At 57.8% G+C, this 24,594-nt stretch carries 21 protein-coding genes; 13 read left to right on the forward strand and 8 right to left on the reverse strand.

The window, feature by feature from the left end; all coding sequences use genetic code 11:
• Positions 1 to 37: 37 nt before the first annotated feature.
• On the forward strand, positions 38 to 655 hold the full coding sequence (thrH, locus tag CXK96_RS10050; protein WP_102836309.1) for a bifunctional phosphoserine phosphatase/homoserine phosphotransferase ThrH: 618 nt from the start codon (positions 38 to 40) through the stop codon (positions 653 to 655).
• 40 nt (positions 656 to 695) lie between these two features.
• Here thrH and pabB read toward each other — a convergent pair whose 3' ends face one another.
• The 4 genes from pabB to CXK96_RS10070 are packed head-to-tail and all read right to left on the reverse strand — an operon-like array spanning position 696 to position 5,148.
• The gene (pabB, locus tag CXK96_RS10055; RefSeq protein WP_102836310.1) at positions 696 to 2,045 is read right to left on the reverse strand and encodes an aminodeoxychorismate synthase component I; all 1,350 of its coding nucleotides are present in this window, start codon (positions 2,043 to 2,045) and stop codon (positions 696 to 698) included.
• A gap of 48 nt (positions 2,046 to 2,093) precedes the next feature.
• The gene (locus CXK96_RS10060) at positions 2,094 to 3,077 is read right to left on the reverse strand and encodes an alpha-L-glutamate ligase-like protein (RefSeq protein ID WP_102836311.1); all 984 of its coding nucleotides are present in this window, start codon (positions 3,075 to 3,077) and stop codon (positions 2,094 to 2,096) included.
• Positions 3,078 to 3,080: 3 nt separating this feature from the next.
• On the reverse strand, positions 3,081 to 4,607 hold the full coding sequence (locus CXK96_RS10065) for an inactive transglutaminase family protein (protein ID WP_102836312.1): 1,527 nt from the start codon (positions 4,605 to 4,607) through the stop codon (positions 3,081 to 3,083).
• A 4-nt stretch (positions 4,608 to 4,611) separates the two neighbouring features.
• Positions 4,612 to 5,148, reverse strand: coding sequence for an ATP-dependent zinc protease (locus tag CXK96_RS10070; protein WP_102836313.1), 537 nt, complete (start codon positions 5,146 to 5,148; stop codon positions 4,612 to 4,614).
• A gap of 266 nt (positions 5,149 to 5,414) precedes the next feature.
• On the opposite strand from CXK96_RS10070, the gene CXK96_RS10075 reads away from it, so the two are divergent.
• The 5 genes from CXK96_RS10075 to prpF all read left to right on the forward strand — a co-directional run bounded on the left by CXK96_RS10075 (position 5,415) and on the right by prpF (position 12,227).
• On the forward strand, positions 5,415 to 6,137 hold the full coding sequence (locus CXK96_RS10075; RefSeq protein ID WP_102836314.1) for a GntR family transcriptional regulator: 723 nt from the start codon (positions 5,415 to 5,417) through the stop codon (positions 6,135 to 6,137).
• Positions 6,134 to 7,021, forward strand: coding sequence for a methylisocitrate lyase (prpB, locus tag CXK96_RS10080; protein WP_102836315.1), 888 nt, complete (start codon positions 6,134 to 6,136; stop codon positions 7,019 to 7,021). Before CXK96_RS10075 ends, prpB begins: the two co-directional genes overlap by 4 nt.
• Positions 7,022 to 7,114: 93 nt before the next feature.
• On the forward strand, positions 7,115 to 8,242 hold the full coding sequence (prpC, locus tag CXK96_RS10085) for a bifunctional 2-methylcitrate synthase/citrate synthase (protein WP_102836316.1): 1,128 nt from the start codon (positions 7,115 to 7,117) through the stop codon (positions 8,240 to 8,242).
• Positions 8,243 to 8,317: 75 nt separating this feature from the next.
• The gene (gene acnD, locus CXK96_RS10090; RefSeq protein WP_102836317.1) at positions 8,318 to 10,921 is read left to right on the forward strand and encodes a Fe/S-dependent 2-methylisocitrate dehydratase AcnD; all 2,604 of its coding nucleotides are present in this window, start codon (positions 8,318 to 8,320) and stop codon (positions 10,919 to 10,921) included.
• Between the two features lie 118 nt (positions 10,922 to 11,039).
• The gene (gene prpF / locus CXK96_RS10095; protein WP_102836318.1) at positions 11,040 to 12,227 is read left to right on the forward strand and encodes a 2-methylaconitate cis-trans isomerase PrpF; all 1,188 of its coding nucleotides are present in this window, start codon (positions 11,040 to 11,042) and stop codon (positions 12,225 to 12,227) included.
• A 110-nt stretch (positions 12,228 to 12,337) separates the two neighbouring features.
• Here the strand turns inward: prpF and ppsR are convergent, their stop codons facing one another.
• On the reverse strand, positions 12,338 to 13,156 hold the full coding sequence (gene ppsR / locus CXK96_RS10100; protein WP_102836319.1) for a posphoenolpyruvate synthetase regulatory kinase/phosphorylase PpsR: 819 nt from the start codon (positions 13,154 to 13,156) through the stop codon (positions 12,338 to 12,340).
• Between the two features lie 156 nt (positions 13,157 to 13,312).
• Here ppsR and ppsA point away from each other — a divergent pair, with 156 nt between their 5' ends.
• The 7 genes from ppsA to CXK96_RS10135 all read left to right on the forward strand — a co-directional run bounded on the left by ppsA (position 13,313) and on the right by CXK96_RS10135 (position 20,347).
• Positions 13,313 to 15,685 carry a phosphoenolpyruvate synthase gene (gene ppsA, locus CXK96_RS10105; RefSeq protein WP_102836320.1) on the forward strand — a complete coding sequence of 791 codons (2,373 nt, stop codon included), beginning with the start codon at positions 13,313 to 13,315 and terminating at the stop codon, positions 15,683 to 15,685.
• Between the two features lie 220 nt (positions 15,686 to 15,905).
• Entirely contained in the window at positions 15,906 to 16,394 is a 489-nt protein-coding gene (rraA, locus tag CXK96_RS10110; RefSeq protein WP_102836321.1) for a ribonuclease E activity regulator RraA, read from the forward strand.
• Positions 16,395 to 16,462: 68 nt separating this feature from the next.
• Positions 16,463 to 17,455 carry a zinc transporter ZntB gene (locus CXK96_RS10115; RefSeq protein ID WP_102836322.1) on the forward strand — a complete coding sequence of 331 codons (993 nt, stop codon included), beginning with the start codon at positions 16,463 to 16,465 and terminating at the stop codon, positions 17,453 to 17,455.
• 54 nt (positions 17,456 to 17,509) lie between these two features.
• Positions 17,510 to 17,755, forward strand: a complete 246-nt coding sequence (locus CXK96_RS10120) for a CrfX protein (RefSeq protein WP_102836323.1) — start codon at positions 17,510 to 17,512, stop codon at positions 17,753 to 17,755.
• A 2-nt stretch (positions 17,756 to 17,757) separates the two neighbouring features.
• Positions 17,758 to 18,582: a mechanosensitive ion channel family protein gene (locus CXK96_RS10125; protein ID WP_102836324.1), complete on the forward strand. Its 825-nt coding sequence runs from the start codon at positions 17,758 to 17,760 to the stop codon at positions 18,580 to 18,582.
• A gap of 82 nt (positions 18,583 to 18,664) precedes the next feature.
• Complete coding sequence (sigX, locus tag CXK96_RS10130) at positions 18,665 to 19,255, forward strand: RNA polymerase sigma factor SigX (RefSeq protein WP_102836325.1); 591 nt, start codon at positions 18,665 to 18,667, stop codon at positions 19,253 to 19,255.
• A 99-nt stretch (positions 19,256 to 19,354) separates the two neighbouring features.
• A complete protein-coding gene (locus tag CXK96_RS10135) occupies positions 19,355 to 20,347 on the forward strand; it encodes an OmpA family protein (protein ID WP_102836326.1) in 993 nt (330 codons plus the stop codon).
• Positions 20,348 to 21,054: 707 nt separating this feature from the next.
• Here the strand turns inward: CXK96_RS10135 and CXK96_RS10140 are convergent.
• The 3 genes from CXK96_RS10140 to CXK96_RS10150 form a co-directional block, all read right to left on the reverse strand.
• On the reverse strand, positions 21,055 to 22,650 hold the full coding sequence (locus tag CXK96_RS10140) for an isocitrate lyase (RefSeq protein WP_102836327.1): 1,596 nt from the start codon (positions 22,648 to 22,650) through the stop codon (positions 21,055 to 21,057).
• A gap of 510 nt (positions 22,651 to 23,160) precedes the next feature.
• Entirely contained in the window at positions 23,161 to 23,967 is an 807-nt protein-coding gene (locus CXK96_RS10145; RefSeq protein ID WP_102836328.1) for a secretin N-terminal domain-containing protein, read from the reverse strand.
• Complete coding sequence (locus tag CXK96_RS10150; protein WP_102836329.1) at positions 23,964 to 24,593, reverse strand: histone acetyltransferase HPA2; 630 nt, start codon at positions 24,591 to 24,593, stop codon at positions 23,964 to 23,966. Before CXK96_RS10150 ends, CXK96_RS10145 begins: the two co-directional genes overlap by 4 nt.
• Position 24,594: the final 1 nt, after the last annotated feature.

The following is a 24,594-nucleotide window of genomic DNA, read 5'->3' on the forward strand; positions in this document are numbered from 1 at the left end:
GTGCCGCTTCAATTTTTCTGCTGTAAGGAGCGCGTCCGTGGAAATCGCCTGTCTCGACCTTGAAGGGGTATTGGTTCCGGAAATCTGGATCGCGTTTGCTGAGGCCACTGGAATCGAATCGTTGCGGGCAACCACGCGCGACATCCCTGATTACGACGTACTGATGAAGCAGCGGCTGCGTATTCTGGATGAGCACAACCTGAAGCTATCGGACATCCAGAAGGTTATTGCCACATTGCAGTCGCTGGATGGTGCCATCGAGTTTGTGGACTGGCTGCGTGAGCGTTTCCAGGTGGTCATTCTGTCGGACACCTTCTACGAGTTTTCGCAGCCGCTGATGCGTCAGCTAGGTTTTCCGACGCTGCTCTGCCATCGCTTGATCACTGACGAATCGGATCGCGTCGTGGATTACCAGCTTCGTCAGAAGGACCCCAAGCGCCAGTCGGTCATTGCGCTGAAGAGCCTCTACTACCGCATCATCGCAGCAGGCGATTCGTACAACGACACCACCATGCTCTCCGAGGCGCACGCTGGCATCCTCTTTCACGCACCGGACAACGTGATCCGCGAGTTCCCTCAGTTTCCCGCGGTGCATACGTTCGACGCGCTCAAGCAAGAATTCATCAAGGCATCCAACCGCAAGCTGACGCTATAAACGACCAGGCTCCACGGTAGCTGTCCAAGACCCGTGGAGCCTATGACGCCAGCGTCGTCTCCAGGGTTCTCAGTAACACGCTCACCTTGTCCAGCGTCTCCTGATATTCGGCCTGCCACGCCGAGTCAGCCACGATTCCGCCGCCGCCCCAGCAATACACGCCGTCCTTGCGGAACAGCAGAGTGCGGATCGCAATAGAGCTGTCCATTTCGCCACGCACGTCCAGATAGAGCAGTGAGCCACAGTAAATGGAGCGGCGAGTCGGCTCTAGCTCATCGATGATTTCCATGGCCCGAATCTTCGGTGCGCCTGTAATCGATCCGCCCGGAAAGGCACCGGTGAGCAGGTCAAGCGCATCCTTGTTCGGATCGAGTCGGCCCGTGACGCTGCTAACCAGATGATGCACATTGGGGTAGGTTTCCAGGCAGAAAAGCTCCGGAACCCGTACGCTTCCGATCTCACAGCTGCGGCCCAGGTCGTTGCGTAGCAGGTCGACAATCATCAGGTTCTCTGCCCGGTCCTTTGTGCTGGCCATCAGCGCGTCGGCTTGAGCCAGATCGCTTTCCGGGTCCAGATTTCTTGGACGGGTGCCCTTGATCGGGCGGGTCTCGACTGTCCTGTCACTCACGCGCAAGAAACGCTCAGGGGAGACGCTTGCAATTGCGCCTTCTTCCATCGTCATGAAACCGGCGAAGGGGGTCGGGCAGGCGTCGCGCAAGAGGCGGAACGCCTGCCACGGATCGCCGCTATAGATCGCCTGAAACCGTTGGGCGAAGTTCACCTGATAACAGTCACCTGCCTGGATATACCGCTGGATGCGCGATATAGCTTCTTGATACTCGCTGGGCAGCAGGTCCGCGACGAAAGCTGACGACAAGCTGAACGTCGAGGGTGGAGATGCCCAATCAGCCTCGAACAAGGCGGTCAGGCGACTGCGTTCCGCCTGGACCAATGACGGATGAAAGACCAGATGCGTGGTTTGACGCTGGTGATCGTTCACTACGGCCCAGGCATAGACGCCGAACCGGGCGTGCGGTAGGCCCAGGTCATCGGCAGCATGATCAGGCAGCTTTTCCAGTTGTGAGCCGAAGTCATAGCTGAGATAGCCCAGCAGGCCACCGATGAAGGGTAGGTCAATGCCCGACGGCACTTCGGCATCACCCAGTGAACGGAGCGCCTCGCGTAGTCTTGAAAAAAATGCGTCCCCTGTTTCCGACGCGCTCGGGTCTAACACCTGTATTGGCCAGGCGCTGAGCAGGTCGAATCGGCCGCGTTCTGCCACCGGGCGGCCAGAGTCGAACAGCACCGCGCCTGGCGCTTGGCGAATGCGCTCGAACCAAAAGGCTGGATCGGGGCGATAGGGAAGGGCGTGAAGCGTGCAGAGGGGCATGATGTGTTTCGTTCGGGGGGTGACCCGGCCAATAGACCGGGCTATGGCTTAATCGTGAGCCGGGATGTGGCCAAACAGCTCTTGAGCGAATCGCACGCGCTCTTCTGGGGTTTCCTGCCCCCCGCTTTTCTTGAGCTCCTCGACGCGGTTCTCCACGGCATGCGCGCGGTGGGTAAGGCCACAGTCGTTGGCGATCTGAATGTTGAGGCCCGGGCGCGCGTTGAGTTCGAGGATCAACGGTCCCTTATCCTCGTCCAGTACCATGTCCACACCAATGTAGCCAAGGCCGCAAAGCTCGTAGCAGCCGGCTGCAAGCTTCATGAAGCCGTCCCAGTTTGGCAGTTGTACGCCGTCTACGGCGTTGGTGGTATCTGGGTGTTTGGTGATCTTGTTGTTCAGCCAGGTGCCGCGCAACGTGATGCCCGTCGCCAGATCCACTCCGACGCCAATTGCACCCTGGTGGAGGTTGGCCTTGCCACCGGACTGCCGAGTTGGCAGACGTAGCATGGCCATGACCGGGTAGCCCATCAGGACGATGATGCGGATATCCGGCACGCCTTCGTAGCTGATGCTCTTGAAGATCGGGTCGGGGGTCACGCGGTACTCGATCAGAGCGCGGTCGCGGTGCCCACCCAGCGAATACAGCCCGGTGAGGATGTTGGAGATCTGATGCTCGATCTCGTCGTGAGTCAGGATCTTTCCTGACACCGTTCGATAACGCCCCTCGAAGCGATCAGCGATGACGAGGATGCCGTCACCGCCGGCACCCTGTGCCGGCTTGACCACGAAGTCGGTGTGGTCCTTGACGATGTCCTTGAGCTTTTCGATATCACGCTCGGTCTCGATGATCCCGTACATCTCCGGGACATCGATACCGGCTTCGATTGCTCGCTCCTTGGTGATGATCTTGTCATCGACGATCGGATACAGGTTGCGCTTGTTGTACTTGAGCACGTAGTCCGCATTGCGGCGATTGATGCCCATGATGCCTTTGGCTTCGAGTGCCTTCCACGTCTTGATTAGACCGAACATGGCTCAATCCTTCAAAAAGGCTTTGAAACGAAACAGTTCGGTCAGGCGGTAGCCGCGATAACGACCCATCGCAAGCATGAAGCCAACCATGATCAGCAGCACTGCCGGGAAGGTGAACATGAAGTAGGTCAGCTCCGGAATATTCATCAGCAGGAATGCCAGCGCCGCTGCGATGAGCGTACCGACCGCCACCTTGAATGCATGACCGCCGCCACGTTCTTCCCAGGTGATGGAGAGGCGCTCGATGGTCATGGTCAGAATGACCATGGGGAACAGTGAAACGGATAGGCCGCGCTCGAGCCCAAGCTTGTGGCTGAACAGACTGATCACCGCGATCAGCACCACGACGAACGTGAGCACCACTGACAGGCGTGGCAGCATCTGAAGTTTCAAATGCTCAAGATACGAGCGCAGCGAAAGGCCCATTGCCGTGATGACGGTGAACAGGATGATGCCGAACCCGATCTGGGTTTCACGGAAGGCCAGAGCAATCAGAACTGGTGTAAAGGTACCAAGTGTCTGCAGGCCGCCAAGGTTGCGCAGAATCAGAATCACCAGAACACCGATCGGAATCATGATCATGATCTGGTACGTCTGCTGGGTTTGCAGTGGCAGTCCGTAAAGCGAATATTCGAGGAAGTCTGCGTCGGTGTTTTCGTCAGTCAGCTTTGCCAGGCGGATGGCGTTCATCTCGCTGCTGTTTAGCGTGAAGGTGACTTGCGGGTTACGTCCGCCTTCGAGGTTCATCAGCGGCTCGTTGCCAGTCCACCAGACCAGGCGGTCATCCGGCAGGCCTTGCTCACCGGTTTCCGGATTGAAGTACAGCCACTTGTCACCGTTGAAGCTCCGCAGCCAGAGCTCCGGAGATTGCGCCATGTCGGCCTGCAGGCGAACCGTGTGTACGCGCTCCATGGGAACGTGGGCTATGGACAGCAATAGCTCGATCACCCTTGCCTTGTTGGGCGTCGAAGCGTCACCGCCAAGCAGCAGCTTGACGTTGTCGTCATTGGCATTGTTGACCCGCTTGATGGCTTCGCTGATGAAGGTTTCAACGTCTGCCGAATGCTGGCGAATGGGTGATAGCAATGCTTCTGCCGCAATTTTCTCAGCCCCTTCAACCGGAATGCTGTCACGGAAGATCGGGCCGGTAGCCTTGGTTTGTTCACCGCTATAGCGTCGGGTCAGTACCAGTCGGTAGTACAGCGTCTGTTTGCCATTGACGCGCCGCGCTGACCAGGTAACCCGGCGGTTGCCATCGGCACGATTGATGCTCACGCCATAGTTGTTGGAAATGAAGCTCTCATTGAGGCTGACGAATTCCTGATTTAGCGGCGGTACGTACATCTGCAGCTTCACCGGCTCGCGCGGGTTGGCCTGGAATTCGACTTTGGCGTCAATATTCCAAAGGTCATCGGTTTCATCTTCAGTCACCGGAATGCCCAAGATGAAGATCTGGTAGGCGGTGATTGCGATGCCCAGCGAGACGAGCAAAAGAATCAGGATTTTCAGGTGCAGGGTAAGTGCGCGCATGGGGTTACTCGTCAGCGTCAGATTCGATAATGCAGCCGGGTTTGCCAGCAGCGTACTTAAGGTCAGGGTCGACCAAGGCACCGAAGCGAGAGAGCGCCTCGGAACCGATCAAAAGTGGGTATTGGAATGCGCTTCGGTCCGTGAGGTTCACTTCGATGCTGCGTTTTGCCTTGCCCATACACAAATTGAGTTCAACAACCGGGCGCGGCGTATAGGTTTTTTCTTCCTCTGGATCGAAGTCACCCGCACGGCGTTTGATCTTGCTGATGCGTTGCAGCGGGAGTTCGATGGGACGGTCATGGGCTTCATCAATAGCCAGGTAAAAGCGCACCCAGCTTTTTCCGTTGCGCTTGAAGCGCTCGATGTCGCGCGCGCTGAGCGAGGCAGTCTGGGCACCGGTATCAAGCTTGGCTGGCACCTCCAGACCGAAATCCGGCAATGCCACGTGCTCATTCAGGCCATAGATCGTTTTGTCATCGGCCTGTGACAAGAGCGGGGCGCTTAAGAGGCAGAGCAATAGAAGGCGGGTTTTGGTGCTCATAAATCCAGGTAGTCGAGTCGGAAAAGCGGCCGGAACAACGAGCCAGGCTGAAGCACGTCGGAGCGAGCGCCGGACGTGGCGTATATAGCGGCGCATTCTAGCATGGGCGGCAGATCACGAAGCTAGGCTCAAGCCGTACTGCGGCGCCATGGGTCCAGGCGACCTCACTATCGGCAAGCTGATTGTCGACAATCTACTTTTGTATCATTGACCAGGCGTGTTTCCAGGGCTAAGTTGTGGCCATAAACGGCTGAGGTGTCAACAATATGCTGGATGCGCTGGAAGTCCCCCGCCTCGATCAGGTGGACAGCGGAACCCTCTCCGAGCACGTGTTTCGACGGATTCAGGCGGCCATTGTGAAAGGCGACATCGCGCCCGGTAGCAAGATATCGGAGCCTGAGCTTGCGCGTACCTACGGCATCAGTCGCGGGCCACTGCGCGAGGCGATTCACCGGCTGGAAGGGCAGAAGCTGCTGGTTCGCGTGCCGCATGTTGGCGCACGGGTGGTGTCGCTCAGCCATGCCGAGCTGATCGAGCTCTACGAGATCCGTGAGTCACTGGAAGGCATGGCCTGTCGCCTGGCGGCCGAGCGTATGAGCGAGGCGGAAATTCAAGACCTGCGCAAGGTACTGAGCACCCACGAACGCGATGAGGCCTTCCAGGCCGGCGTTGGCTACTACCAGCAGGAAGGCGACTTCGACTTCCATTACCGGATTATCCAGGGCAGCGGAAATCGCACGCTGGCCAAGTTGCTGTGCGACGAGCTGTATCAACTTGTCCGTATGTACCGCATCCAGTTTTCCGCAACGCCCAACCGCCCGCGTCAGGCGTTCGCCGAACACCACCGGATTCTCGATGCCATCGCCGACCGTGACGGCGAGCTGGCGGAGCTGCTGATGCGGCGCCACATCTGCGCTTCCAAGCGCAATATCGAGCGGCACTACCTGGCTGCTCAACAACAGACATCACAACCAAGAGGTGAGGCATGACACTTCCTACCCCCGGTCAGCGTTTCCGTGACGCGGTGGCCAGCGAGCATCCGCTGCAGGTCGTTGGCGCCATCAACGCCAACCACGCCTTGCTGGCCAAGCGCGCCGGCTTCAAGGCCATCTACTTGTCCGGCGGCGGCGTTGCCGCGGGCTCGCTGGGGCTGCCGGACCTCGGTATCACCGGTCTCGATGATGTGCTGACCGATGTGCGTCGCATCACCGATGTCTGCGACCTGCCGCTACTGGTAGATGTCGACACCGGTTTTGGCTCCTCGGCGTTCAACGTGGCGCGTACCGTCAAGTCGATGATCAAGTTCGGCGCGGCGGCGATCCATATCGAGGATCAGGTTGGGGCTAAGCGCTGCGGCCATCGCCCGAACAAGGAAATTGTCACCCAGCAGGAAATGGTCGACCGCATCAAAGCGGCTGTTGATGCACGTACCGACGACAGTTTCGTGATCATGGCGCGTACCGATGCGCTGGCGGTGGAAGGATTGAATGCCGCACTGGACCGCGCCGCGGCCTGCATCGAAGCGGGTGCCGACATGATCTTCCCCGAGGCCATCACCGAGCTGGCGATGTACAAGACCTTCGCCGACCGCGTGAAGGCGCCAATTCTGGCCAACATCACCGAGTTTGGTGCAACGCCCCTGTACACCACCGAAGAGCTGGCCGGCGTCGAAGTGTCCTTGGTGCTCTACCCATTGTCGGCGTTCCGCGCCATGAACAAGGCGGCCGAGAATGTCTACACCGCGCTGCGCCGTGACGGTACTCAGAAAAATGTGATCGACACCATGCAGACGCGCATGGAGCTCTACGATCGCATCAACTACCACGCATTCGAGCAGCACCTCGACTCACTGTTCGCTCAGAAGAAGAGCTGACAGAAAGCCCCCGCTGCGAGCCAGCGGGGGCTGTGCGGTTCATTTTTCAACGTGATTTGCAGTATCCAGAACAAATCCAAGAAGGAGATAGCAATGGCTGAAGCAAAAGTTTTGAGTGGCGCAGGCCTGCGTGGCCAGATCGCCGGCCAGACTGCCCTGTGTACCGTGGGCAAGACCGGTGCCGGGTTGACCTACCGCGGTTACGACGTACGTGAGCTGGCGGCCGAGTGCGATTTCGAAGAGGTGGCCTACTTGCTGTTCTACGGCGAGTTGCCAAACACACAGCAGCTGATCGATTACAAAAGTCGCCTGAAGACCATGCGGGACCTGCCGCAGGCGCTAAAGGAAGTGCTCGAGCGCATCCCTGCCAGTGCGCATCCGATGGACGTCATGCGTACCGGTTCGTCGGTGCTCGGCACGCTTGAGCCCGAGCTCAGCTTCGACCAGCAGCGCGATGTGGCCGAGCGCCTGATGGCCGCTTTCCCGGCAATCATGTGCTACTGGTACCGCTTCACTCATGATGGCGTGCGCATCAACTGCACCAGCGACGAAGAGACCCTGGGCGGTCATTTCCTCGCGCTGTTGCATGACAAGAAGCCTAGCGACTTGCACGTCAAGGTGATGAACGTCTCGCTGATTCTTTATGCCGAGCACGAGTTCAACGCTTCGACCTTCACAGCCCGCGTCTGCGCCTCAACGCTGTCGGATCTCTATTCCTGCGTGACCGGTGCCATCGGTTCGCTGCGCGGCCCGCTGCATGGCGGCGCCAACGAAGCGGCCATGGACATGATCGAGCAGTGGAAGAGCCCGGAAGAAGCGCGTGAAGCCATCCTCGGCATGCTCGAGCGCAAGGACAAGATCATGGGCTTCGGTCATGCGATCTACAGCGTTTCCGACCCGCGCAACGAGGTGATCAAGGTCTGGGCCGAAAAGCTCGCCGATGAAGTGGGCGACACCGTGCTCTATCCGGTCTCGGTCGCCGTCGACGAAACCATGTGGGAGCAGAAGAAGCTCTTTCCGAACGCCGACTTCTACCATGCGTCCGCCTATCACTTCATGGGCATCCCGACCAAGCTGTTCACGCCGATCTTCGTCTGCTCGCGCGTTACCGGTTGGGCATCCCATGTGTTCGAACAACGCAGCAACAACCGGATCATTCGGCCGAGCGCCGAGTACATCGGTCCGGAGCAGCGCAAGGTTGTCCCGATCGCCCAGCGTTGATCGGAGCGAGGGAGCTCGTCGCCGGGCTCCCCGCACCTTGCCCCACAGAACATTACTGAATTGAGTTCTTCCGGCATGAATACAGAACACCGCAAACCTTTGCCAGGTACTGGGCTTGACTACTTTGACACCCGTGAGGCGATCGAAGCTATTCAACCGGGTTCCTATGAAAAGCTGCCCTATACGTCCCGCGTCCTGGCCGAACAGCTGGTGCGTCGCTGTGAGCCCGAAGCGCTGACCGATTCGCTGAAGCAGATCATCGAGCGCAAGCGCGACCTCGACTTTCCCTGGTATCCGGCACGCGTCGTCTGCCATGACATTCTTGGCCAAACCGCGCTCGTCGACCTCGCCGGTCTGCGCGATGCGATCGCGGAGCAGGGCGGCGACCCAGCGAAGGTCAATCCGGTGGTGCCGACTCAGTTGATCGTCGACCACTCGCTTGCGGTGGAATTTGCCGGTTTCGATGCCGATGCGTTCGAAAAGAACCGAGCCGTCGAGGAGCGACGCAACGAGGACCGCTTCCACTTCATTGAGTGGACCAAGACCGCGTTCAAGAACGTCGACGTGATCCCGGCCGGCAACGGCATCATGCACCAGATCAACCTGGAGAAGATGTCGCCGGTGATTCAGGCACGCGGTGGCGTGGCCTTTCCGGATACCTGCGTAGGCACCGACTCGCACACTCCTCACGTCGATGCGCTGGGTGTGATCGCCATCGGCGTCGGCGGCCTGGAAGCCGAAACTGTGATGCTCGGCCTGCCGTCGATGATGCGACTACCCGATATCGTTGGTGTGCGACTGACTGGCAAGCGTCAGCCTGGCATCACCGCCACCGATATCGTCCTCGCGCTGACTGAGTTCCTGCGCAAGGAACGTGTGGTCGGGGCCTGGGTCGAGTTCTTCGGCGAGGGTGCCGACAGCCTGACGATTGGCGATCGCGCGACCATCTCCAACATGTGCCCGGAATACGGCGCGACCGCTTCGATGTTCTACATCGACCAGCAAACCATCGATTACCTCAAGCTGACCGGCCGCGAGCCGGAGCAAGTTGCGCTGGTCGAGCAGTACGCCAAGCAAACGGGCCTGTGGGCAACCGCGTTGGAAGGTGCCGAATACGAGCGCGTGCTCGAATTCGACCTGTCCAGCGTGGTGCGCAACATGGCCGGCCCTTCCAACCCACACAAGCGTCTGCCGACCTCGGCGCTGCACGAGTGTGGCATCGCCGACGAAGACATGCTGGCTGCGGCCAGGGCCGAGGAGGCCGAAGGCCTGCTGCCGGATGGCGCGGTGATCATTGCTGCCATCACCAGCTGCACCAACACCTCCAACCCGCGCAACGTGGTTGCGGCCGGCCTGCTGGCCAAGAAGGCCAACGAGCTGGGTCTGGTGCGCAAGCCTTGGGTGAAGACGTCCTTCGCGCCAGGCTCCAAGGTCGCCAAGCTGTACTTGGAAGAAGCTGGGCTGCTGAGCGAGCTGGAAAAACTCGGTTTCGGCATCGTCGCTTACGCCTGCACCACCTGTAACGGCATGTCCGGTGCGCTGGATCCGGTGATCCAGCAGGAAATCATCGAGCGTGACCTGTATGCCACTGCAGTTCTCTCCGGTAACCGCAACTTCGACGGCCGTATCCATCCGTACGCCAAGCAGGCCTTCCTTGCCTCGCCGCCGCTGGTAGTCGCTTATGCCATCGCCGGTACCGTACGTTTCGATATCGAACAGGATGTGCTGGGTACCGACAAGAACGGCAATCCGATCACCCTGAAGGACCTCTGGCCGTCCGACGAGGAGATCGACGCCATCGTCGCGTCCTCGGTCAAGCCGGAGCAGTTCAAGCAGATCTACATTCCGATGTTCGATCTGGGCACCATCGAGGAAGCCAAGAGCCCGCTCTACGACTGGCGTCCGATGTCCACTTACATCCGTCGTCCGCCGTACTGGGAAGGTGCGCTGGCCGGCGAGCGTACGCTCAAGGGTATGCGTCCGCTGGCGATCCTGCCGGACAACATCACCACCGATCACCTGTCGCCGTCCAATGCCATTCTGCTGAACTCGGCCGCCGGCGAGTACCTGGCGAAAATGGGCCTGCCGGAGGAAGACTTCAATTCCTACGCGACCCATCGTGGCGACCACCTCACGGCGCAGCGGGCGACGTTCGCCAACCCGCAGCTGGTCAATGAGATGGCCGTGGTCGACGGTAAGGTGCAGAAGGGGTCGCTGGCGCGCGTCGAGCCGGAAGGCAAGGTGATGCGCATGTGGGAAGCCATTGAGAGCTACATGACTCGTAAGCAGAACCTCATCATTGTGGCTGGCGCTGACTACGGGCAGGGGTCCTCTCGTGACTGGGCTGCCAAGGGCGTGCGCCTGGCGGGTGTCGAGGTAATCGTCGCCGAAGGCTTCGAGCGCATTCATCGCACCAACCTGGTCGGCATGGGCGTATTGCCGGTAGAGTTCAAGGCTGGCACCACCCGCCTGACCCTCGGTCTTGATGGCACGGAAACCTTCGATATTGAAGGTGAACTGTCGCCGCGCTGCGACCTGGCCCTGGTCATTCGGCACAAGAGCGGTGAAGAGACCCGTGTCCCGGTCACCTGCCGCCTCGACACCGCGGCCGAAGTCGGCGTTTATGAGGCCGGCGGCGTGCTGCAGCGTTTCGCCAAGGACTTCCTCGGACAGGCGTGACTACCAATCGGCCGCTCTGCTTCGGTGCAACCTCATGTACTGAAGCGGGGCGGCGATTGCATCTTTCATCTGCGCTGTGGCCAGCCGGTGGCAGCGGTTTCATGAGGACGAGATTTCCATGGCTCATGTATCCCAGGTCAGAATTCCCGCGACCTATATGCGTGGTGGCACCAGCAAGGGCGTGTTCTTCCGGCTGCAGGACCTGCCGGAAAGCTGCCAAGTGCCGGGCGCTGCGCGCGACAAGCTGTTCATGCGCGTGATCGGCAGCCCCGACCCGTATTCGGCGCACATAGACGGTATGGGCGGGGCCACGTCGAGCACCAGCAAATGCGTCATCCTGTCGAAGAGCAGTCGGCCTGAACACGACGTCGAGTACCTCTATGGTCAGGTGTCGATCGAAAAGCCCTTCGTCGACTGGAGCGGTAACTGCGGCAACCTTTCAACCGGCGCCGGTGCGTTCGCGCTGCATGCCGGTTTAGTGGACGCCGAGCGCATTCCGAAAAACGGCACCTGCGTGGTGCGGATCTGGCAGGCCAACATAGGCAAAACCATCATCGCCCACGTGCCGGTCACCAACGGCCAGGTGCAGGAGACCGGTGATTTCGAGTTGGACGGCGTGACCTTTCCCGCTGCCGAGATCGTGCTCGAATTCCTCGATCCGTCCGACGACGGCGAGGAGGGTAGTTCGATGTTCCCCACCGGCAACCTGGTGGATGATCTTGAGGTTCCCGCCATCGGTACGCTCAAGGCGACCATGATCAGTGCGGGCATCCCGACAGTTTTCGTCAATGCCAAGGACATTGGCTACCAGGGCACCGAGCTGCGTGAGGATATCAACGGCGATCCGGACGCTCTGGCTCGTCTGGAGTCGATTCGTGTGGCCGGTGCGTTGCGCATGGGCTTGATCAAGACCGCGGACGAGGCGCTGACCCGGCAGCACACGCCGAAGGTTGCCTTTGTCTCGCCGCCTAAAACCTATCGAACCTCAAGCGGAAAAACCATTGATGCGACCGAAGTGGACCTTCTCGTCCGCGCTCTGTCGATGGGCAAGCTGCATCACGCGATGATGGGTACGTGCGCGGTGGCCATTGGTACGGCAGCTGCGGTCCCGGGTACGCTGGTCAATCTGGCTGCTGGTGGCGGCGAGCCTCAGGCGGTGCGCTTCGGCCATCCGTCCGGCTCCCTACGTGTCGGCGCAGAGGCAAAACAGGTCGACGGTCAGTGGACCGTAACCAAAGCGATCATGAGCCGCAGCGCTCGAATATTGATGGAGGGGTGTGTGTGTGTGCCAGGCGATACCTTCTGACGATATAACGACACTCGACGACTGATTTGCGACGGAACCGGATTCGGCTGGAGCTGAATAACAAAAAAGTCCGCACAAAGCGGACTTTTTGTTGTCTAGCAAAACGGCAGCTATTTGAGCCGGCGTTCCACGCCTTTCTCGACAAGAATCTTGGCGGATATTTCTTCCACCGAGAAATGGGTTGAGTTGATGTAGTTGATGTTCTCGCGACGGAATAAGTTCTCGACCTCGCGAACTTCGAACTCGCACTGGGCGTAACTGGCATAGCGGCTGTTGGGTTTGCGCTCGTTGCGAATGGCGGTCAAACGGTCAGGGTCAATGGTCAAACCGAACAGCTTGTCGCGGTGGGTCTTGAGGGCGGCAGGAAGTTGCAGGCGCTCCATGTCGTCTTCGGTCAGCGGATAGTTGGCGGCCCGGATGCCGTACTGCATTGCCATGTACAAGCAGGTGGGCGTTTTGCCGCACCTGGAGACGCCGACCAAAATAAGATCGGCCTTGTCATAGTAGTGCGTGCGGGCACCGTCATCGTTGTCCAGAGCGAAATTGACAGCGTCAATTCGCTCCATGTAGTTGGCGTTATGGCTGATCGAATGGGATTTGCCGACGGAATAGGAAGAACGTGACATCAGTTCATGTTCCAGCGGGGCAAGGAAGGATGAAAAAATGTCGATCATGAATCCATTGGACTCAGCCAGGATGTCACGTATCTCCTGGTTTACCAGCGTATCGAATATGATCGGTCGGGCGCCGTCGCTGTCCGCCGCCTTATTGATTTGCTGTACCATTGCCCGCGCTTTTTCAGCCGTATCGATATATGGCCGCGTGAGCTTTGTGAAAGTAATGGTTTCGAACTGTGCCAGTAGGCTTTGGCCGAGCGTTTCGGCCGTAATCCCGGTACCGTCGGATATGAAAAATGCAGTTCGTTTCATTGCGCTTGGGACCTTAAGTCAAGAACGGTTCTCAGCTATAGTAAGCCCCTTCGCCGAGCCTCGATTGGCAGGCATTGTTACTTATTTTGCAGGGCCAGGCCACCGTGCCGCGGATGGGCACGAACCGAGTTTCCAACACAACGTGGAGAGATCACCTTGGTAGAGTACGTAGTTTCCCTCGATAAGCTCGGCAATCATGATGTTGAGCGTGTAGGGGGCAAGAACGCCTCCCTCGGCGAGATGATCAGCAACCTGGCAGGTGCAGGTGTTTCGGTACCTGGTGGTTTCGCCACTACCGCCGAGGCCTATCGTGATTTCATGGAGCTTAGCGGTCTTAACGAGCAAATCCATGAGCTTCTCGATGCGCTGGACGTGGACGACGTCAACGCGCTTGCCAAAGCCGGCGCGCAGATCCGCGGCTGGGTCATGGAGGCGCAATTTCCTCCCAAGCTAGATGCCGACATCCGAACCGCATTTGCTGAAATGGCCGGTGGCAATGAGCAAATGGCGGTTGCAGTTCGCTCTTCGGCGACTGCGGAGGACCTGCCGGACGCTTCGTTCGCCGGACAGCAGGAAACCTTCCTTAACATCCGTGGCGTCGACAACGTTATTCGTGCTGCCAAGGAGGTCTTCGCCTCCCTCTTCAACGACCGTGCAATCGCATACCGTGTCCATCAGGGCTTCGACCACAAGTTGGTCGCGCTGTCAGCGGGTGTTCAGCGCATGGTTCGCTCCGAGACCGGCACCGCAGGCGTGATGTTTACGCTGGACACTGAGTCAGGATTTCGCGACGTCGTGTTCATCACTGGTGCTTATGGCCTCGGCGAGACTGTTGTCCAGGGTGCGGTCAACCCAGATGAGTTCTACGTACACAAGCACACCCTCGAAGCCGGCCGCCCAGCCATCCTGCGCCGCAATCTCGGCAGCAAGGCTATCAAGATGGTCTACGGGGAAGAGGCGAGTGCCGGCAAGTCGGTCAAGACCGTCGAGGTTGACCAGGCTGACCGCATGCGCTTCTGCCTGACCGATGAGGAAGTGGCTAATCTCGCCCATCAGGCGATGACCATCGAGAAGCATTATGGCCGCCCGATGGACATCGAGTGGGCAAAAGATGGTGATGACAATCAGCTGTACATCGTTCAGGCGCGCCCTGAAACAGTCAAGAGCCGCAGCAGCGGGAACGTCATGGAACGTTACCTGCTGAAAGAGAAAGGCAAGGTACTGGTCGAAGGCCGTGCCATCGGTCAGCGTATCGGTGCCGGTCCGGTAAAGATCATTCACAACGTTTCCGAGATGGACAAGGTTCAGCCGGGCGATGTGCTTGTTTCCGACATGACCGACCCTGACTGGGAGCCGGTGATGAAGCGCGCCAGCGCCATTGTCACTAACCGCGGTGGTCGCACCTGTCACGCGGCCATTATCGCTCGCGAATTGGGTATCCCTGCAGTGGTCGGTTGCGGTAACGCCACCGAGTTGCTGCAGGACGGCCAACGGGTCACCGTCACCTGTGCTGAGGGCGACACGGGCCTGATTTTTGAGGGCGAGCTGGGCTTTGACATCCGTCAGAACTCTATCGACGCCATGCCGGAACTGCCGTTCAAGATCATGATGAACGTCGGTAACCCGGACCGTGCGTTTGATTTCGCCCAGCTGCCCAATGAAGGCGTCGGTCTGGCGCGTCTCGAATTCATTATCAACCGAATGATCGGTGTCCACCCCAAGGCGCTGCTCAACTTCGATGGCTTGCCGGCTGATGTGAAGAGCAGTGTCGAGAAGCGCATTGCCGGCTACGGCGACCCGGTCGATTTCTACGTCGAGAAGTTGGTCGAGGGCGTCAGCACCCTGGCGGCTGCGTTCTGGCCGAAAAAAGTCATCGTGCGGCTGTCTGACTTCAAGTCGAACGAATACGCCAATCTGATCGGTGGCAAGCTCTACGAGCCGGAAGAAGAAAATCCGATGCTCGGCTTCCGCGGCGCATCGCGTTACATCAGCGAATCCTTCCGCGACTGCTTCGAGCTCGAATGCCGTGCGATGCGCAAGGTTCGTGACGTGATGGGACTGACCAATGTCGAACTGATGGTGCCTTTCGTGCGCACCTTGGGCGAAGCGTCCCAGGTTATCGACATCCTGGGACAGTTCGGTCTCAAGCGTGGCGAGAACGGGCTGCGCATCATCATGATGTGCGAGCTGCCGTCCAACGCGTTGTTGGCCGATGAGTTCCTCGAGTTCTTTGACGGCTTCTCCATTGGCTCAAACGACATGACCCAGCTTACGCTTGGTCTGGACCGTGACTCCGGAATCATTGCTCATCTGTTCGATGAGCGTAACCCGGCCGTCAAGAAGCTGCTGGCGAACGCGATCGAAGCTTGTAATAAAGCGGGCAAGTACATCGGCATCTGTGGTCAGGGTCCTTCCGATCACCCTGATCTGGCCAAATGGCTGATGGAGCAGGGCATTGAAAGCGTATCGCTGAACCCGGATTCCGTACTCGATACCTGGTTCTTCCTGGCGGACGCCGAAATCAAATAAACGCAGCAGAACGGCAGAAGGGCGATTGTCGCCCTTCTGCTTGATCTCCATCGCGTCATAATCTCAGCCGTCTACCGCTGTCGCGTTAGGCGCGGCTTTGCCAGCACTGTTGTAGCGATTGCTGCGGGACTCGGTGATAGAGATTGGTGAGCGAACTGCTTGTCCATGGTGGATGTTTACGTCCAACGCCGGACGCGTTTCAAGAATGAGGAAACTTACCATGCAATACATCACCCCTGATCTCTGCGATGCCTACCCCGAGTTGGTGCAGGTGGTTGAGCCGATGTTCAGTAATTTCGGTGGCCGCGACTCCTTCGGCGGTCAAATCGTCACCATCAAATGCTTCGAAGACAATTCGTTGGTCAAGGAGCAGGTGGATCTCGACGGTACTGGCAAGGTGCTGGTAGTTGATGGTGGCGGCTCGCTGCGCCGCGCATTGCTTGGTGACATGCTTGCCGAAAAGGCGGCGCGCAATGGCTGGGAAGGTCTGGTCATCTATGGTTGCATACGTGATGTCGACGTGATCGCGCAGACGGAACTGGGCGTTCAGGCCTTGGCTACCCATCCGATGAAAACCGACAAGCGCGGCATCGGCGACCTCAATGTTCCGGTGACGTTTTGCGGGGTTACTTTCCGCCCTGGTGAATACGTGTATGCGGACAACAACGGTATTATCGTTTCGCCCGAAGAGCTCAAGATGCCTGATTGAGCAGCGGCCGTCGGTTGATCAAGCCCGGCAATGCCGGGCTTTTTTGCGATTTGTAGGAGGCGGGACCGTTGCATGATGAACTAGGGCGTACAGGGCTTCTGCATGCCCTTGTGTTGAACGGGCAAGGCGGTGCACGCAGGATTGGCTATACGGACATCTCCAGTCTGGAATTGGCCGAGCATGAAAGCTTGTGGCTCCATTGGGATCGAAGTCAGGCACAAGCACAGGCTTGGCTGCGCAACCACAGCGGTTTGAGTGCGTTCGCCTGCGACGTATTGTTGGAAGAGAATACTCGTCCGCGTTTGCTTTCGCTGCCCGACGACGAGTTGCTTCTGTTTCTGCGAGGCGTGAACCTGAACCCCGACGCCGAGCCTGAGGACATGGTTTCACTACGTGTTTTTGCCGATGCGCGCAGAGTGATTTCGCTGCGCCTGCGACCGCTGCGCTCGACCGAGGTGGTGCTTCATCAACTGGAAACTGGAGTTGGTCCGAAAACAGCGTCCGAAGTATTGCTGAGCCTGGCCGACGCACTCACCGATCGGGTTGACCAACTCGTCGCCGTCCTGACCGAAAAACTGGATGCAGAAGAGGACAGAGTCGAGACGGATGAACGGTACACGCCGCCACAAGACAAGATGTTGTCATTGCGGCGCCAGGCGGCTGGTCTGCGCCGTTTCCTGCTACCGCAGCGCGAAATCTATGCGCAGCTGACACGCAATCGACTGCCGTGGTTTGTCGACGACGATACGGACTACTGGAATGAGCTTAGTAACCGGTTGATTCGTTATCTGGAAGAGCTGGAGCTGGTTCGTGAGCGCGTCAATCTAGTGCTTGAAGCCGAAGAAAGGCGAATGCGCGAGCGAATGAACAGAACCATGTACCTGCTCGGCATCATTACCGGCTTTTTCCTGCCGATGAGTTTTCTTACGGGATTGCTCGGGATCAATGTCGGCGGCATCCCTGGCTCCGAAAACCCTTACGGGTTCGCAATAGCCTGTGTGCTCATTGGTGCGGTTGCGTTTTTTCAGTGGTGGATCTTTCGCCGGCTGAAATGGGTGTGATGTGACTACTCATAGGGCTGTGCCGTCAGAGTCACACTGTTGTCGAGGTATACCATGCACGACCCCTTTGAAGAATCCCTGCGGGACATGCTCAATACGCAGCCAGAGCGTCACGATGACGCCCGTCTGGATCGTGTTCTGAAAACAGCTAATCGACAGGTGGGTGCTGGCGACCTGTTTGGCCTGATTGGCCACTGGCTGCAGGGCGTTATGATCGCATTCAATAGCGGCGCTCCGCACACCTCGGCTGTTACCCGTCGTCATTCCGATTCCCGTACCTCTTTCAATAAGGCCGATTGATCATGGAACTTGATCCCTGGAGCCAGAGCTTTCTGGGTGCTATGAGCGCTCTTTGGCAACCCGTCGCTGCATTCATCCCGCGCTTGTTCGGGGCGCTGTTGCTCGTGGCTATCGGTTTTGTGGTTGCCAAACTTTTGGACACGCTGCTGTCGAAGGTCCTAGCCAAAATAGGACTGGACCGGTTGGTTGCCGGTACCGGGGCGACAAAGCTGCTTGGGCGTGCAGGTATTCGCATGCCGATCTCGGTGTTGCTCGGCAAGATTGTCTATTGGTTTGTGTTGCTGATCTTCTTGGTGTCGGCTGCAGAATCCCTGGGCCTCGCCCGCGTTTCGGCAACACTCGATATGCTCGCGCTTTATGTGCCTAAGGTTTTTGGCGCGGGGCTGATTCTGTTGGTTGGCATACTGCTGGCTCAGCTGGTCAATGGGCTGGTGAGAGGAGCTGCGGAGAGCGTCGGCCTTGAATACTCCGCTGGGCTCGGGCGGATTGCGCAAGGCTTGGTGATCATCATCATCATCTCGGTGGCAATCGGTCAGCTCGAGGTAAAGACCGAGCTGCTCAACTACGTTATTGCCATTGCGCTGATATCCATTGGGTTGGCTGTTGCGCTGGCTTTCGGCCTTGGCAGCCGAGAGCTGGTGAGTCAGATTCTCGCTGGCATCTACGTGCGTGAACTCTATGAGGTTGGCCAAAGGGTGCGCATCGAAGAGCTGGAGGGTTCGATTGAAGAGATCGGGACAGCGAAAACCTTGCTGCTCACTGATGAGGGCGAGCTGATCTCGGTTGCAAATAGAGTGCTGCTTGAGCAGCGCGTAGGCAGCCGTTAGGCCCGGTATTCTGTTAAAGTGCGCCGCCTCTTTTGCGGGTTACCGCAAACGGCCGCCACGATTATTGCCGGTTCGAAGCGTCTTGACTAAAGCCCAACAGCCGACCATGAGCTACGACCCCCGCCAGCTCTCCGATGAGGAGCTGGTGCAGCGTGCCCATGCCGAGCTGTTTCATATAACACGCGCCTATGAAGAGTTAATGCGCCGTTATCAACGCACGCTCTTCAATGTATGTGCGCGGTATTTGGGAAACGACCGAGACGCAGATGACGTCTGTCAGGAAGTGATGCTTAAGGTTTTATATGGCTTGAAGAACTTCGAAGGTAAATCGAAATTTAAAACATGGCTATATAGCATCACTTATAACGAGTGCATTACCCAATACCGAAAGGAGCGTCGTAAGCGGCGCTTACTTGATGCATTGAGCCTTGATCCTGTCGAGGAAGCATCCGACGAAAAGGCTCCCAGCGTTGAACAAAGGCCCGAGCTAGACAAGTGGCTCGTTCATGTGAATCAGATTGATCGGGAGATCCTTGTTTTGCGTTTTGTCGCGGAACTGGAGTTTCAGGAAATTGCCGACATCATGCACATGGGACTAAGCGCAACGAAGATGCGTTACAAACGAGCGCTTGATAAATTGCGCGAAAAATTCTCGGGAGTCGCTGAAACTTAATGGCATTAAGCTGTCCTATTGTTAGCGAACAGCTTGGGCTTGCAGTTAGCCGGTTTCCTTAGATTGTTCTGATACTCACCACCAGATGGGGATTTACGGATGAAGCTTAAAAACACCTTAGGCGTTGTAATTGGCTCTTTGGTTGCCGCCACTTCTATTAGCGCGCTGGCCCAAGGCCAAGGTGCCGTAGAGGTGGAGGCATTCGGTAAGCATTATTTCACCGATAGCTCGCGCGATGTGCAGCGTGACGGCGAACTGTACGGGGCTGGCGCTAGCTATTTCCTGACTGATGACGTTTCGCTTGGTTTGTCATATGGCGAATACCATGACTTGACGTCCCAAGACCCTGTTGGCGCGGGCGGTCATAAGGACATCAAAGGCAGCCTGACTTCCCTTGATGCTACCTATCATTTCGGTCAGCCAGGTGTCGGTCTGCGTCCCTATGTTTCTGCCGGGGCAGCTCACCAGAGCATCGGTCAAGCCGCGCGTGGCGGTCGTGATCACAGCACCTTTGCCAATGTCGGTACTGGCGTGAAGTACTACTTCACCGAAAACTTCTTTGCCAAGGCAAGTGTTGACGGCATGTACAACATCGACGCGGACGAAGCCGAGTGGATGGCTGGCGTAGGCGTCGGCCTGAACTTCGGTGGTGGTGCTCAGCAGCAGGTTGCACAGGTCGAACCGACCCCAGCTCCAGCGCCAGCACCTATGGTCGACAACGAGCCAGAGCCAGAGCCGGAACTGGTCCGCGTCGAGCTGGACGTCAAATTCGATTTTGACAAGGCACGTGTTCGCGAAGAAAGCTATAACGACATCAAGAACCTGGCTGATTTCATGCAGCAGTATCCTCAGACCAACACTACCGTTGAGGGTCACACTGACTCGGTGGGTACCGATCAGTACAACCAGCGGTTGTCCGAGCGTCGTGCCCAGGCCGTTCGCGAAGTACTGGTTAACCAGTACGGCGTTGAGAGCCAGCGTGTCGATTCCGTCGGTTACGGTGAAACCCGCCCGGTTGCTGACAACAGCACTGAAGAAGGGCGTCAGATTAACCGTCGCGTGGAAGCAGAAGTCGAAGCACAGGTTCGTTAATGATCTTGTTTCGCTAGCTCAGCCGGCGCCTGGCAAGTCTTAGGTGCTTTCTAGCTATAAAAAACCCGATGCCAGATTCTGGCATCGGGTTTTTTGCTTTTGTCGCCACGCGGTTATGTCAATCGTGAGCGCCTTTTCATTTGGGAGTGCTACGTGAGTAGCGTCAGCCCATCGCCCCTAGGCGCTATCTGAAAGGCGCACATCTCGATAACCCTGAGGGCTGCCGCCCGCGTCACGGGCGTTCGACGTGTATCTGTTCCTCACAGTTCCTTCTCCCAGCCGCCACAATCATTGCTCCGATGTATGGAAGTCCGCCTCTTTGCTTGCCAGTGGCCTGATGCTCTGAGGTAGATGCCAGGTGCGTCACTCTGCTGCCTCAGGGGAGTTTGCTAGCGCCATACCGCTATGAACCAAGCGTTCGGCAGGTTGGGAGTATGCCTGCACAGTATTCCTTATCGGGCGGCCGCAGCCCGCTCACAAGTTTCGATCCAGAGCGGATATTCCCGAGCATCTGCAGCTGCTCTGCAGCGTAATGCTAGGGGATGTCAAAGTAGAGGAGCTCGCGTGGCGACTGAGGTGATGCCCATGCCTAGATTGCAGCGCTTGCACAAACAAAAAGGCTGCCCCTTTTAAGGGGCAGCCTTTAGGCAGATGCCAAGGCATCTGCAGACCATTGACCCAGACGGTGTCTGGGTCGGATCCAGCTTTTAGTGGAACTGGTTCATGGTGTTGTCTTTACCGCTCGCTTTCAGAGCCGCTTCGCCAGCGAAGTACTCCTTGTGGTTGTCGCCGATGTCGGAGCCAGCCATGTTCTGGTGCTTGACGCAGGCGATACCCTGACGCAGCTCTTGACGCTGTACACCTTTGACGTAGGCCAGCATGCCCTGATCTGCGAAGTACCCTTTTGCCAGATTGTCGGTCGACAGTGCGGCGGTGTGGTAAGTCGGCAGGGTGATCAGGTGGTGGAAGATACCGGCGTGAGCGGAGCCATCCTTCTGGAAGGTACGGATCTTCTCGTCGGCAACTTGAGCCAGTTCGGTTTCGTCGTACTCGACGCTCATCAGTTTGGCGCGGTCGTAGGCTGAAACATCTTTGCCTTCAGCAACGAATGCATCGAACACCTGCTGGCGGAAGTTGAGGGTCCAGTTGAACGACGGGCTATTGTTGTAGACCAGCTTGGCGTTCGGGATCTCTTTACGGATCTCGTCAACCATGGCTGCAATCTGGCCAACATGAGGCTTCTCGGTTTCGATCCACAGCAGGTCGGCGCCGTTTTGCAGCGAAGTGATGCAGTCGAGGACGCAGCGGGCTTCGCCGGTGCCTTTGCGGAACTGGAACAGGTTGCTCGGCAGGCGCTTAGGACGCAGCAGCTTGCCTTCGCGGTTCAGAACCACGTCACCGTTGTTCAGATCGGCAGCGGAGACTTCTTCACAATCCAGGAAGGAGTTGTACAGGTCGCCCAGGTCACCAGGCTCTTTGGTCACGGCGATCTGCTTGGTCAGGCCGGCACCCAGGGAGTCGGTACGCGCAACGATAACGCCGTTGTCGATGCCCAGCTCAAGGAATGCATAGCGGACGGCGGCGATCTTGGCCAGGAAGTCGGCGTGAGGAACGGTTACCTTGCCGTCCTGGTGGCCGCACTGCTTCTCGTCGGAAACCTGGTTTTCGATCTGGATGCAGCAAGCGCCTGCTTCGATCATGCGCTTGGCTAGCAGGTAAGTGGCTTCCGGGTTACCGAAGCCAGCGTCGATGTCGGCGATGATCGGTACGATATGGGTTTCGTAGTTATCGATCTGATTCTGAATTTCGGCAGCCTTGGCGTTGTCGCCAGCTTCACGGGCAGCGTCCAGCGCGGTGAACAGCAGGTCCAGCTCACGGCTGTCAGCCTGACGCAGGAAGGTGTACAGCTCTTCGATCAGGTCGGATACGGCAGTCTTCTCATGCATGGACTGGTCCGGCAGCGGGCCGAACTCGGAGCGCAGAGCAGCAACCATCCAGCCGGACAGGTAGAGGTAACGCTTGTTGGTAGTCTTCAGGTGCTTCTTGATGGAGATCAGCTTCTGCTGACCGATGAAGCCGTGCCAGCAGCCGAGGGACTGCGTGTAGGCGGACGTGTCGGCGTCGTACTCGGCCATGTCCTTGCGCATGATGTCGGCAGTGTACTGCGCAATTTCCAGACCGGTCTTGAATCGGTTCTGAGCGCGCATGCGAGCTACGGATTCAGGGTTAATCGCGCTCCAGCTGCTTCCAGCTGCTTCTTTCAGAGCGGCAACGGCTTTGATGTCGTTTTGATAAGCGGACATGGTCAATCCTTCAAAGAGATTCGTGTTTGGTTGAGCACCGACTTTTCCCACTGAAACCTGCGTGTTTGCGCTGATGATGCGGGCAACACGCGGCAGAGCGTCGAAATATCGACCGAGACGAGGATTGAACCAAGGAGAGGAGGGTATGCAGTTACGACCGCAAGAGAATTCGGTTAGCTGTGGAATGATCGTGGCATTCCTGCACACAGCGACGCGTGGGCCGTTGAGTGAGTCAGCATACTGATGTCTCGAGCTGATGCGTTAATCGCTTCCCCGTCCCTCAGGACGACTCGTTCCAGTCGCAACCTCGTCAGTCCGCCTTGTGGGCAGTACAGTCACGGAACGCCTCTGCTGGTTGGCTGAGTGCGATCCGGAGACCCTCTTCAGGGCCCCTGGTTAGCGGGAGCGGAGCCATAATGCGCTGGCGAAAAGTGTTCGTCAAATGTTTTGTAGTGAACTTTAGTAGGCACTACATTTTTTAACTTAGCGGTGTTTCGCCGCTGAACCTTTTTAATTCAGCGTGTCTACTTTGAGTCGTAGCGATAGGTCTTGGCGACCGCCGGTGGAATATCTGCGTGCCAGGCCGCTCTCGCTAGAGCTTGCGGATTCGTCGACGCCACCGAGCTCAATCCATTCCCCAAGCCGCCCGCTCACTCGAGTATCGGTTTGCTGGATATTGATCGCGCCTGGCTGAGAATTGCTCATGCGGTCGTTATGGCTGCTGATTGTCACTTGCACCCGGTCGCCTTGGACCGTAGCGGTGGCGTAGAAGCCACGAGTTACATCCCGATACTGCGTTTGCTGATAGATCTGCCCGTAGCCATCGCTCCCCGTGGTGTTGATTGGGATGCTTTGACCTACCTGGATCAGCGCCGGATAGCCCTCGGTGGCTTGCACTTGTTGAACTCCGCCGCCTTGGCTACTAGTACTGTGACGAATAATCCTCACCTGGTCCCGACCTCTGTTCTCGCCGCGTCCGCTCTGGATCTCGACGTCGCCGATGCGCGTAGCGCCGTCGATGCGGTAGCCACTTTCGATGCCTGTAGCCGTGTTTTGCGTATCGACGCTGATGAGCAATCTGCGGGGTTCAGTATCGAGCCTGGTCAGCACCTCGCGCAATTTAGTGATTACAGCAGGCGGTGCATTGACGATCAGCTGGTTACCATATGCATTGACCTTACCTTGATCTCCTACCACTGATTGAGCAATCGGTAGTACGTCTTCAGCCATGCGGAAATCCAGAGGAATGACCTCTGTCGCGGCCTGCAGCGTCGAGCCAACGATCAACAGGCAGGCAGCGAGAACGTTACGAGTCATAGTAGAAAACTCCGCATATCGGGATCAGGGAGACTACGGTCCCAGGCGGCATCGAATAGCCTTTGCTGTTGCCGAGCACGCCCTGGGTCCCGGTATAACGCATGACCAGAGAATTGATCAGCGTTCGGTCGAATCAGCATGCCGCATTCATCGGCTATGAGAAATGCGGAGGCTTGTATTGGATAATCCGGATGAGCGCTGCGAATGCGGCAGTTGCTGGTTAATCTGCGGCTGAGGGTGACCAGGCGGTGCCCTTCGATGACTGCGCGAGACGAGTCACCCACCAAGATACGCAGGCGATTGCGCGGATGCGCCCGCAAAAACCGCGAGCATGACATTTGAATGCTGCTGTGGTTGTACAACCAGGGTTCCAGATCTGGTGTGTAGATGCTCAGGTTGCGCCTGACTTGCTCAACCAGCGAAAGCGCGTGCTCACGTGCTCCAGTCATGTCATGGAATGGCTGAATTGTTGTATCGACACCTAGCGAAAACGGCGCTGCGCTCCATTCTGGGAGCGGTGTTGGCGTTGCCGCTGGGTTGTCAATCTGGAAACGACCCGGTGACTGGAACTCGATCATCGACGGGGCGTCTTTACTGACAGAGTGATCCGGGTCGTCATGCGCCATA

The sequence above is a fragment of the Stutzerimonas stutzeri genome (genome assembly GCF_002890895.1).
Lineage (GTDB): Bacteria > Pseudomonadota > Gammaproteobacteria > Pseudomonadales > Pseudomonadaceae > Stutzerimonas > Stutzerimonas stutzeri_AB.

What these genes read in the sequence shown, in the direction of transcription:
- pabB (WP_102836310.1), bottom strand. Translation starts at nt 2,045, where the DNA reads ATGCCCCTCTGCACGCTTCACGCCCTTCCCTATCGCCCCGATCCAGCC.
- CXK96_RS10060 (WP_102836311.1), bottom strand. Translation starts at nt 3,077, where the DNA reads ATGTTCGGTCTAATCAAGACGTGGAAGGCACTCGAAGCCAAAGGCATC.
- CXK96_RS10065 (WP_102836312.1), bottom strand. Translation starts at nt 4,607, where the DNA reads ATGCGCGCACTTACCCTGCACCTGAAAATCCTGATTCTTTTGCTCGTC.
- CXK96_RS10070 (WP_102836313.1), bottom strand. Translation starts at nt 5,148, where the DNA reads ATGAGCACCAAAACCCGCCTTCTATTGCTCTGCCTCTTAAGCGCCCCG.
- CXK96_RS10075 (WP_102836314.1), top strand. Translation starts at nt 5,415, where the DNA reads ATGCTGGATGCGCTGGAAGTCCCCCGCCTCGATCAGGTGGACAGCGGA.
- prpB (WP_102836315.1), top strand. Translation starts at nt 6,134, where the DNA reads ATGACACTTCCTACCCCCGGTCAGCGTTTCCGTGACGCGGTGGCCAGC.
- prpC (WP_102836316.1), top strand. Translation starts at nt 7,115, where the DNA reads ATGGCTGAAGCAAAAGTTTTGAGTGGCGCAGGCCTGCGTGGCCAGATC.
- acnD (WP_102836317.1), top strand. Translation starts at nt 8,318, where the DNA reads ATGAATACAGAACACCGCAAACCTTTGCCAGGTACTGGGCTTGACTAC.
- prpF (WP_102836318.1), top strand. Translation starts at nt 11,040, where the DNA reads ATGGCTCATGTATCCCAGGTCAGAATTCCCGCGACCTATATGCGTGGT.
- ppsR (WP_102836319.1), bottom strand. Translation starts at nt 13,156, where the DNA reads ATGAAACGAACTGCATTTTTCATATCCGACGGTACCGGGATTACGGCC.
- rraA (WP_102836321.1), top strand. Translation starts at nt 15,906, where the DNA reads ATGCAATACATCACCCCTGATCTCTGCGATGCCTACCCCGAGTTGGTG.
- CXK96_RS10120 (WP_102836323.1), top strand. Translation starts at nt 17,510, where the DNA reads ATGCACGACCCCTTTGAAGAATCCCTGCGGGACATGCTCAATACGCAG.
- CXK96_RS10125 (WP_102836324.1), top strand. Translation starts at nt 17,758, where the DNA reads ATGGAACTTGATCCCTGGAGCCAGAGCTTTCTGGGTGCTATGAGCGCT.
- CXK96_RS10135 (WP_102836326.1), top strand. Translation starts at nt 19,355, where the DNA reads ATGAAGCTTAAAAACACCTTAGGCGTTGTAATTGGCTCTTTGGTTGCC.
- CXK96_RS10140 (WP_102836327.1), bottom strand. Translation starts at nt 22,650, where the DNA reads ATGTCCGCTTATCAAAACGACATCAAAGCCGTTGCCGCTCTGAAAGAA.
- CXK96_RS10145 (WP_102836328.1), bottom strand. Translation starts at nt 23,967, where the DNA reads ATGACTCGTAACGTTCTCGCTGCCTGCCTGTTGATCGTTGGCTCGACG.
- CXK96_RS10150 (WP_102836329.1), bottom strand. Translation starts at nt 24,593, where the DNA reads ATGGCGCATGACGACCCGGATCACTCTGTCAGTAAAGACGCCCCGTCG.